Annotated in this window: 6 protein-coding genes; 1 reads left to right on the top strand and 5 read right to left on the bottom strand. The window is 72.1% G+C overall.

Going from position 1 to position 10,137, the window contains the following annotated elements; all coding sequences use genetic code 11:
- Window positions 1-33: 33 nt before the first annotated feature.
- Window positions 34-1,224 (bottom strand): lytic transglycosylase domain-containing protein, encoded by a 1,191-nt coding sequence (locus E1161_RS21305; RefSeq protein WP_408012007.1) that lies wholly within the window; start codon window positions 1,222-1,224, stop codon window positions 34-36.
- A 175-nt stretch (window positions 1,225-1,399) separates the two neighbouring features.
- Between E1161_RS21305 and E1161_RS21300 the strand changes: the two genes are divergently transcribed.
- Complete coding sequence (locus tag E1161_RS21300) at window positions 1,400-2,173, top strand: enoyl-CoA hydratase-related protein (protein ID WP_132626030.1); 774 nt, start codon at window positions 1,400-1,402, stop codon at window positions 2,171-2,173.
- Window positions 2,174-2,236: 63 nt separating this feature from the next.
- Here E1161_RS21300 and E1161_RS21295 read toward each other — a convergent pair whose 3' ends face one another.
- From E1161_RS21295 to E1161_RS21280, 4 genes are all read right to left on the bottom strand, one after another.
- Window positions 2,237-3,796 carry an amidase gene (locus E1161_RS21295; RefSeq protein WP_328591296.1) on the bottom strand — a complete coding sequence of 520 codons (1,560 nt, stop codon included), beginning with the start codon at window positions 3,794-3,796 and terminating at the stop codon, window positions 2,237-2,239.
- A gap of 56 nt (window positions 3,797-3,852) precedes the next feature.
- Window positions 3,853-6,633, bottom strand: coding sequence for an ATP-binding protein (locus E1161_RS21290; RefSeq protein ID WP_235875195.1), 2,781 nt, complete (start codon window positions 6,631-6,633; stop codon window positions 3,853-3,855).
- A gap of 272 nt (window positions 6,634-6,905) precedes the next feature.
- A complete protein-coding gene (locus tag E1161_RS21285; protein WP_207920330.1) occupies window positions 6,906-8,711 on the bottom strand; it encodes an NAD(P)/FAD-dependent oxidoreductase in 1,806 nt (601 codons plus the stop codon).
- Between the two features lie 113 nt (window positions 8,712-8,824).
- Window positions 8,825-10,099: a helix-turn-helix domain-containing protein gene (locus E1161_RS21280; RefSeq protein WP_235875192.1), complete on the bottom strand. Its 1,275-nt coding sequence runs from the start codon at window positions 10,097-10,099 to the stop codon at window positions 8,825-8,827.
- Between the last annotated feature and the right edge of the window lie 38 nt (window positions 10,100-10,137).

The raw sequence follows: 10,137 nt of genomic DNA, 5'->3' as shown, positions 1-10,137 counted from the left end.
CAGCGCGCGGATCCGCGCGCTGCGCCCTCTTCGCTACCCCGCAGGTTCCGTCGTGGTGGCCGCCGCCGGTGACGTGGTCGTGGGCGCGGGTTCCGGCGGTGGCGTGCTGCTGGACGGCGGAGGTTCGCTCGGCGGAGGCGGCTCGCTCGGCGGTGGAGGTTCGCTCGGCGGAGGTGGCGGCGGCTGGGTCGGCGTCGGCTCAGGCGCGGGTGCCGGTGGAGGCGGCGGCGGAGGCGCTGGAGCCGGAGCGGGCGCCGGGGCCGGAGCCGGTGCGGGCGCCGGTCCTGCGGCAGGGCCCGGGGCCGGTGGCGCGCCCGCGGGAGCGGCGCCGGGCGGTGGCGCCATCGCGATCGCCGCGCCGGCCGGTGGGGTCCCCGCCAGTGACGGCGTCGGGTCCGGCGCTCCCGGCGGCAGACCCGGCGTGGAGACGACGCCTCGGGCGTAGCGGTCCGCCCAGGCCAGGACCGTGCGGACGTAGGTCTCCGACGGGTTGTAGCGGAAGAGGGCGGCGGCCAGCTGCGCGCGGTCGCGCAGGTTCCCGCCACCCGCGCACAGGTACCGGCCCGAGGTCGCGGCGGCGTCGAAGACGTTGTGCGGATCGGCTCCGCGGTGCGCGTAGGAGCGCCAGGTCCCCGGGATGAACTGCATCGGTCCGACCGCGCGGTCCCACACCACATCGCCGTCGAGCCCGCCACCGTCGGTGTCGCGGATCGCGGCGATGCCCGGACCGCCGTTCAGCCGCGGACCCAGGATCGGCGAGTACGTGCGCCCCGAGGCGTCGACCTGACCGGATCTCGCGTGGTTGGACTCGACGCGCCCGATGCCCGCCAGCACCGACCAGTGCAGGCCGCACCCGGGGTCCGACTTCGCCAGCGAGTCCTGGGCCCGCTGGTACGCGGCGAGCACGACGCCGGGAATCCCGAGCGTTCCCGCCGGAATCCGCCCAAACCGGCCGGTTCCGCGTTCGATCTCACCCCGCCGCAGGTCCTCGTGGAACCGCGGGCTCAGGACCGGGTCGTGGGGCACGCGTCCGCTGACGCCCATCCTGCTGCCGCCAGGCGGTGTCGGAGCCGAGCTGGCCGCGTGCGGCCGCTCCTCCCCCGCGTCCAGCGCGGAGTCCCCGCGCACGGCCAAGACCGGCAGCAACGCCACCAGGAGTCCCGTGGTCACCGCGGTGAACCGCTCACCACGGCTGAACTCGTCAGGCAACGCCAATGCCCGCACCTCCCCAGTCGAACCGCCGCTGCGAACCTCGTCGAATTCGAGCGGTTCTCAGCGGCGGTACCGGCATTGTTCAAAACGCGGAGCGGCCACCTGTACCGCCGTTCGGCGTAACTGGTTCAACCAATTGGAAGCGCGAATTCCAGTTGCCGATCTCCACCCGCTGTACCGTCAGACCATGGGTGACTACGCGCACATCGTGACCCGGCGGGACGAGGCGACCACCACGATCACGATGAACCGGCCGAAGCGCCGCAACTCCTTGTCGCAGGAGCACCTCGCCGAGCTGCTGGCGGCGTTCCGCGAAGCCGGCGAGTCCGACGCGACCGGAATCGTGCTGGCGGGCGCGGGTCCGGTGTTCTCGGCGGGCCACGACTTCGGAGACGTCGCCGCACGCGACCTGACCGGCGTGCGCGAGCTGCTCCAGCTGTGCACCGAGCTGATGGACACCGTCCAGTCGGTGCCGCAGGTCGTGCTGGCCAGGGTGCACGGGCTGGCGACCGCCGCAGGATGCCAGCTGGTCGGCGCCTGCGATCTCGCGGTGGCCGCCGAGTCGGCCGGGTTCGCGCTGCCCGGCGGCAAAGGAGGCTGGTTCTGCCACACGCCGGCGGTGCCGGTGGCCCGCACCATCGGCCGCAAGCGGCTGATGGAGATGGCGCTCACCGGTGACGTCATCGACGCGGCGACGGCCCTTGACTGGGGCCTGATCAACCGGGTGGCCGCCGACGAGGCCCTGGACGACGCGGTTTCCGACCTGCTCGACCGCGCGACGCGGGGCAGCCGCACCAGCAAGGCCCTCGGCAAGCAAACCCTCTACGCCCAGCTCGACCGCCCGGAGCAGGACGCCTACGCGATAGCCCTGGAGGTCATGGCCGCAGCCTCCCAACTCCCAGCCGCCCGCGAAGGAATGGCCGCGTTCCTGGAGAAGCGAACCCCCGACTGGCTGGACTAGGAGTGGTTCGAGAGCACGGCGGTAGCCGGTGTTGCAGGTGCGGGACGCGACTTCGACACTGCTTCAGGCGGTTTCGAGCAGCGGTGTTCGCAGGGCCCAAGGGGCCGCTACCTCGAGTTGGCGGGCCAGGCGCAGCAGCAGTGATTCGCTCTGCAACGGGCCGACGAACTGCACGCCCATCGGCAGTCCCGCGTCAGTGCGGTGCAGCGGCAGGCTGATCGCCGGACGCCCGGTGATGTTGGCCAGCTGGGTGTAGGGAACCCACGCGAGGTTCTTCTCGACGAGTTGGTCCACCATCCCCAGCAACCGCAGCACGCGCGTGGTCCGGGTGCGCACCAGCAGCCTGGAGAGGGCCTGCAGCGCGGGCGGGGTCTCCAACGATCCGACCTCGATCGGCGGCTCGCCCAGGGTGGGCGTCATCAGCAGGTCGTAGCGGCTGTGGAACCCGGCGAGCGCCGCGATGTGCTCGCGCCGCCGCTCTTGGGCCTGCGAGAGCTCGACGGCGCCGGTCATCCGGCCGAGCGCGGCCATGATCAGCGTGTCGGTTTCGAAGGCATCATCGCCACAACCCGTTTCGCGCTTGATGCGGTCGACTTCATCCGCCTGGTGGACGAACCACACGAGCAGGAAGTCCTTGCCGAGCTGGCGGTCCTCGTGCGGCGGGGCCACCTCCTCGACCTCGTGCCCGAGCTCGGTGAGCAGTTCCGCCGAACGTTCCACCGCCCGCACCGCTTCAGGGTGCGGTTGCTCCCGCAGCGCGCACTGGGTCGTGTAGCCGATGCGCAGCGTGCCGGGCGCCTCGTCGAGCTGTTCGGCCAGCGGGCGGTCGGGCAGCGCGGCGGCGAACGGGCTCACGGGTTCCGGGCCGATCAGCGCGTCGAGCATCGCGGCGGTGTCGCGCACGGTGCGGGAGAGGACTCCGCTGGTCGCCAGGCCGTTGAGCGGCTCGCTCTCGACCGGTCCCGCGGGAACCAGACCGCGGCCGGCCTTGAGCCCGACCAGTCCGTTGCAGGCCGCCGGGATGCGGATGGATCCGCCGCCGTCGCTGGCCGCCGCCACCGGCACGATCCCCGCCGCGACGGCCGCGCCCGCTCCGCCGGAGGAGCCGCCCGGGGTGCGCCGGAGGTCCCACGGGTTGCGGGTGGGGCCGAACAGGGCCGGTTCGGTGACTCCCTTGGAGCCGAACTCGGGTGTGTTGGTCTTGCCGAAGATGACGAGACCGGCGTCCAGCCAGCGCTGCACGACGGTGTCGGTGATGGCCGACTTGCGGTCTGCGAACGCGCGGCAGCCGTCGGAGCTAGGAGCTCCGGCGAGGTTGTGGGCCAGGTCCTTGAGCAGGAACGGGACCCCGGCGAACGGGCCGGAGAGCTCGCCCGCGACGCGCTGATCGGCGTGCTCGTCGAGCCACGCGACGATGGCGTTGATGGCGGGGTTGACCGCCTTCGCCCTGCTGCGGGCGGCCTCCAGCAGTTCGCCCGCCGTCACCTGTCCCGATGCGACGAGCTCGGCCAGTCCCAGACCGTCGTGCCGCAGGTATTCCTCGACGTCCACCCGTTCTCCTCTTCCACCACCGCGCAGCGCGCGCTGCGCCGACACCGGCCCCAGCATCTCCGCCCAGCTCACCGATATCAACGGGCCGATCCTTCCCCGCAGGCCGCAGGCGCGTCCCGGGAGCGCTGTCAGGTTCGGCGCCCGGTCGCCTCCACCGCGACCTCGACCCTGGAGCGCACGCCGAGCTTGGCCAGCACGTGCGAGACGTGCACCTCGATGGTCCGCCGCGAGGCGAACAGCTGCGCCGCGATCTCCGGGTTCGACATCCCGTCGCCCACCAGCAGCGCGACCTGCCGTTCGGTCTTGGTCAGCGCTTCCCAGCCCGTGGTGGCGCGGAGCCGCTTGGTGCGCGGCGACCGGATTCCGTGCGAGCGCATCCTGGCCGCGGCGCGCTCGAGGTCCCAGTTCGCGCCGAGGTCGGTGAAGATCTCCACCGCCTGCACGTACGCCTTGCGAGCGGCGGGGATCTCGCGCCGCTCGGCGAGGACGGCGGCGAGGTCTTCCAGCGCCCGCGCGCGCTTGGGCGGCTGGTTGGTCTTGTCGTAGTGCTCGACGGCGGCGCGCAGCGTGATCGGGTCGCGTTCGAGCAGGCCACGGCAGTGCTGCGCGGCGGCGAGGATGTTGGGCGCGGCGCCCACCGTGGCGCCCTGCACGCAGGCGTTGGTGGCTCGGCCGGCGGTCTCCTCGTCACCGGTCTGCAGCGCGAGCCGGACCAGGATCGGCAGCCACACGTAGTTGCTGCCGAAGCGTTCGCTGGTGTCCAGCGCCTCGGCGAGGATGGCCGTCGCGCGCCGGGGTTCGCCCTCGATCTCGGCCTGCAGCACGCCGGCCACCATCAGGAATCCGGCGTTCTCCTGGGCATCCGGCGTCGCTTCCCCGGCCACCGCGAGCTGCTGCTCGAAGACCTCGCGCTCGCCGCGGTACCCGGCCAGCATCGCCCACAGTCCGTGCAACCAGCGGCGTTGGTGCGAACTCATCTCGGCGGTGAGCTCGCCGGCCGCCTGCAGCTCGGCCGCGGCGTCGTCCCAGCGGCCGACGGTGAAGTAGTGGTTCGCCGCCGACAGCCGCACCACCGCGAGCCGCGACGGGGTGGCGCTGCGCTCGGCGACGGCCAACATCTCGTGCAGCGCGAACCCGGCCTCTTCGGCGTGTCCCAGGGCGAAGAGCAGCATCATCCGGTTGCTGAGCACCTGCAGCAGCAGGTCGGCGTTCTCCAGGGCGTCGCCGAGCGCCGAACCGGCCTGCTGGTAGCACACGAGGGCTTCGGCGAGGTCGTTGTTGCGGGCTCGCGCGGTGCCTCGGACGTGCAGCGCGAGTCCCAGCGCGTAGTCGTCGTCGGCTTCGTGGGCCTCGGCCAGCGCCCGGTCCACGGTGCTCTCGGCTCCGGCGAAGTTCCCGCTCATCAGCTTCGCCTGCGCGAGCTTGGCGCGCATGCGGGCCATCCAGCGGAGTTCGAACCCGGGTGTGGCCTCGGCTTCGGTGATGACCGCCGCGGCTTCGTCGGCCATCCGTCGCGCGGTCAGCGACCACACCAGGTACCAGGTCAGCTCGGCCGCGCAGGAGGCGTCGGCGACCTCGTCGAGTGCGCGCCTGCTGAACTCGTGGGCCTGTTCGGAGCGTTCGAGCTGCACCAGCGCGAGCGCGCGGGCGGCCAGCAGGACGTCGCGGTGCTGCTCGTTCGCGGGCAGCGGGACGAGCGCGGCTTCGAGGAGTTCTGCCGCGCAGGCGGGGGCGCGGTGGGCCAGCGCTCGCCCGTTGCGCACCAGCCAGCCCAAACCCCAGTCGTCGACTTCGGCGTCACCGAGGGAGACCGAGGACAGCAGCTGCTCACCGACCCGCTCCACCGAGGCACCGGCGTCCTGCAGGACGCGGGCGGCCTGGTTGTGCAGGACCAGCCGCAGAGCCGTCGGCGTTGTCTCGTACAGGGCCTGGCGGACCAGCGGGTGCTGGAAGCTCAGCTGCGGCCCCGATTCCACCAGCACGCCGGTGGCCAGCCCCTGCTCCAGGTAGCCGACCAGCGCCGGCACCGGTCGCTCGGAGACGGTGGACAGCTCGGTCACGGAGAAGGTGGGGCCCAGCAGCGCGGCCATGCGCAGCAGGCCGATGGTCTGGCTGTCGAAGAAGCCGAGCCGATCGACGACGGTCTCGGCGAGCTGGCGCGGCACCCCGGCTCCGGCGAGGGCGAGTTCGGCCCTGCCGTCGGCGACCACCAGGTTGCGCTCGCTGGTCAGGGCGGCCACGACGTCGCCGACGTAGCGCGGGTTCCCAGCCGCTCCGGCCACCACCTGGCGCAGACCGGGGCCGATCCTCGCGGTGCCGGTGAGCTTCGCGGCCATGCTCGCCACGGCCGCCTCGTCCAGCGGTGGCAGCGCGATCCGCCGGACCTCGGTGCGCGGTTGGGTGTTTCTGCGCGTGGGGCGCGCGGCCGCGATCAGCAGCAGCGGCAGCTGTTCGGCCGCCCGCGCGAACCGCTGCCACACCAGCAGGCTCGCCTCGTCGGCCCACTGGACGTCGTCGACGACCAGCACCAGCGGGGCGCTCGCGCACCACTGGGCGACGTGCCCGGCGAGTTCGTCGGCGACCGACGGCAACGGCACGTCGGCCGCGCGGGAGAACCGCTGGTGCAACGCCCGCAGTTCCGGTTCCTCCGACTTGGGTCCGACGCCCAGGCAGTCCAGCGCGAGCCGCAGCGGGTACTGCTGGGTGAGCCGGTCGGCGGCGGCGCTGCGAACGGCGCAGCCCTTGAAGGCCGCTTCGGCGGTGACCTGGCTCAGCAGCGCCGTCTTGCCGATCCCGGGCTCACCCTCGATCCACAGCGCGCCGCCGCTGCCGTCGACCACCGACGCCACCGCTCGCCGCAACTCGCCGAGCTCCGCTTCACGGCCGAAGACCACCGGTTCCGCCGCCATCACGCCGAGAGCCTAGCGCCCTGGTGGACCGGTGAGACCATCGCCGACCCTCGCCACCTGGAGCGCGCACAGCGCGCACAGCGCGAACTGGGGACGCCTTCACCGACGAGCGGCTCGACGCAACGGCCCCTCCTCCCTCGGGCGGCGGGTACTGCCACGAGAAGGCCCGTACCGGGATTCCGGTACGGGCCCACGTGACCGGCCTGAGCCGGTCACTCGGTGAACGTCTTGCACAGTTCACCGAACGGGATGGGTTCACCCGACCCCGGGAGTCAGGAGGTGTGGTGGACCTCCTGGAGACCGTAGACCGGCGTGGGGATTCCCTCCGCCCTGGCCTTGAGCTGCAACGCGAGGTAGAGGGAGTAGTGTCGGGACTGGTGCAGGTTGCCGCCGTGGAACCAAAGCCCCTGCTGCTGGGTGGGTTTCCACATGTTGCGCTCCTCGCCCTCCCACGGGCCGGGGTCCTTGGTGGTGTCCGAGCCCAGGCCCCACACCTTGCCGACCTTGTCGGCGACCTCCTGCCCGACGATGTCGGCGGCCAGGCCGTTCATCGACCCGAAACCCGTTGCGTAGACCACGAGATCGGATTCCAGCCGGGTTCCGTCGGCGAGGACCACCTCGTTCTCGGTCAGTTCGGCGACCTCGCCGTGCGCGAGCTTGACGCTGCCGTCGGCGATGAGCTCGCACGCACCCACGTCGATGTAGTAGCCCGAGCCTCGGCGGAGGTACTTCATGAACAGCCCCGACTCGTCGTCACCGAAGTCGAGCTGGAAACCGGCCGCGGCCAGGCGTTCGTAGAACTCGGCGTCCTGCTCGCGGATCGCGTCGAACGCCGGTTTCTGGAACTGGTGGAGGATCCGGTACGGGATGGACGCGAACGTCAGGTCGGCGGTGCGGGTGTCGACGCCCGCCGCGACGGCCTCCTCCGAGTAAAGCGGGCTGAGGCTGTGCTCCATCAACGAGTCCGACCGCACGACGTGCGTGGAGGAGCGCTGCACCATGGTGACGTCGGCACCGGACTCCCACAGCGCGCCGCAGATGTCGTGCGCGGAGTTGTTCGACCCGATGACCACCGCCTTCTTGCCTCGGTAGGCGTCCGGTCCCGGGTGCTGGGAGGAGTGGTGCTGATCGCCGCGGAAGCGATCTTGACCTGGCAGGACCGGCACGTTGGGCTTGCCGGACACGCCCAGGGCCATCACCAGCTGGCGCGGTCGCAGCGTGACCTGCTCGCCCGCGCGGTCGACGACGAGTTCCCACCTGCCCTCGTCCTCGTCGTACTTGCCGCTGAGCGCCGTCGTGGAGCCCCAGTAGTTGAGCTCCATGACCTTGGTGTACATCTCCAGCCAGTCGCCGATCTTGTCCTTCGGCGAGAAGACCGGCCAGTTGTCCGGGAAATCGATGTAGGGCAGGTGGTCGTACCAGACCGGGTCGTGCAGGGCCAGCGACTTGTACCGCCTGCGCCAGGAGTCCCCCGGCTTCTCGTTGCGCTCGACGATGATCGTCGGCACGCCGAGCTGGCGAAGCCGCGCGCCGAGTGCGATGCCGCCCTGCCCGCCGCCGACGATGACGACTTCCGGCTGGCGGGTGTGGCCGAGCTCGGCGAGCTCGCTCTCGCGCTGCTCGCGCCAGGTCACCCGGTTCCGGTTGGCACCGTGCTCGGCACCCCTCGGCCTGCGGTGGTTCTTCGGCTCTTCGTGCCCTTTGAGCTCGTCGAGGGTGGTCAGCAGGGTCCACGCCTCGCCGCCGACGAGGCGCAGGTGGCCGGTGCCGCGTCCCACGGCGGTGTCGAAGGAGAACCAGGCCTCGGTGACGCCGTCGTTCTCGGTCGGCTCCCCCAGCACGGTGAAACCGCTCGGCGCAGCGTGTTGCAGCGTCGCACGCAGCATGGCGGCGATGTCCTGGCGCCCTTCGGAAGTCTTGAAGTTCCAGGTGAGCGCGATCAGGTCGCGCCAGTAGCTGTCCTCGCCGAACATCGACACGACCCGGTCGGCGTCCCGGGCGGCGATGGCCTCGGAGAACTGGGAGATCCACTGCTCGACCCGGGTCCGGGTCGCGTTGTGCTCCACGGTCTGGCTCACGGAAATACCTCCCGCGCGGGCGTCGTTGCCCTCAATGGTGGCGATCACATGACACGGTCATGGAGCCACACCGAACTCCGCGGCGCACGGGTTGCAGGGGGTTGCAACGGCGGTCAGCCGCCGCGCACCGCCGGGGCGATCGAGTGCGGCAGCAGCGAGCCCGGGTCGTCCGGCCGCAGCACCTCGACCTCGACGTTCTGGCTGAACCGGTAGGGCCGCCTGGCCAGCAGGCCGCCGAGGTTGCGACGCAGCCGGGACATCTCGGCCCGGACCGTGACCGTGCGCAGCTCGTCGCCGAACACGTCTGCGGCCAGCTGCGCGGCCGTGCGCCCGCCCGGGTGCGCGGCCAGCAGGAACAGCAGTTCCGCGTGCCTCGGGGTCAGCGGGTGGTCCCACCCGCCCGAAGCGGAGGCGACCTCGATGCGGGCCTGCGAGCAGCGCAGGTCCAGGCGCACCGCGGTGCGTTCGTCGAGCGCGGAGGCCGGGTCGTCGTCGATCAGCCGAACCAGCCAGCCGCCCGGCACGGGTTCCACGGCGCAGTCGCCGAGCGCGGGCAGCCACGAGCGACCGGCGCCGCACGCGGCGGGCAGCGCGACGTGGTTGACCGGTGCGATGCCGGTGGACGCGGCGACCCACCCGTGCGAGTCGGTCACCACCGCCGGCCCGGTGACCCGCGACAGGAGGGGAACGGCGCTGCCGCGCAACGCTTCTAGCGCCTCGAGGTGCGCGGTGCGCAGCTGGGACTCGGCCAGCTGGGCCACGGTCTCGACCAGCGCGAGGGTGGTGGGGCTGACGGTGGCGGCGGGCCCGGAGAGGTCCACCGCGCCGAGCAGCCTGCCGGTCCGGGGATCGTGCACGGGTGCGCTCGCGCAGGTCCAGGCGTGGTGGGTGCGCACGTAGTGCTCCGCGGAGTACACCTGGATCGGCAGGCCGGTGACCAGCGCGGTTCCGATGGCGTTGGTGCCGACGACGTCTTCGCCCCAGCTCATGCCCTCGACGAACCCGAGCGCGTCGGCGTTGCGGCGCACCGCGGTGCTCCCATCTCGCCACAGCAGGTGCCCGTCCGCGTCGGTGATCACCATGATGTTGGCCGTCTGCTCGGCGACACCGGCGAGCTTGCCGCGCAGCAGCGGCAGCACTTCCGACAACCCGGACTCCCGCCTGCGCTCGACGAGCTCGTCGGCCCGCAGCGGTCGGCCGGTGCGGCCGCGTTCCGGGTCGATGCCGCGTGAGCGCATGCGCGTCCAGGACGCGCCGATCACCGGGCGGGGCCGTGCGGGCGGCACCTCACCGGCCACCGCCGCGTCGTGCACGCGGGCGAGCAGCCGCGCGTGGCGGTGCGGGTCTTCCCCGACCGGCAGCGCTGCCCCGAAGCTCTCCTGACGCACCGCCACAGTGTGTCCCACATCTCACGCCAGGCCAAGGA

This window comes from Saccharopolyspora aridisoli (assembly GCF_004348445.1).
In the GTDB taxonomy this organism is placed as follows: domain Bacteria; phylum Actinomycetota; class Actinomycetes; order Mycobacteriales; family Pseudonocardiaceae; genus Saccharopolyspora; species Saccharopolyspora aridisoli.
Note: the sequence above shows the minus strand (reverse complement) of the source record. Positions and strands in the feature narration are given on the sequence as shown.

Excerpts from the sequence above, each read along its gene's own strand:
- E1161_RS21300 (WP_132626030.1), top strand. The coding sequence starts at position 1,400 with ATGGGTGACTACGCGCACATCGTGACCCGGCGGGACGAGGCGACCACC.
- E1161_RS21290 (WP_235875195.1), bottom strand. The coding sequence starts at position 6,633 with ATGGCGGCGGAACCGGTGGTCTTCGGCCGTGAAGCGGAGCTCGGCGAG.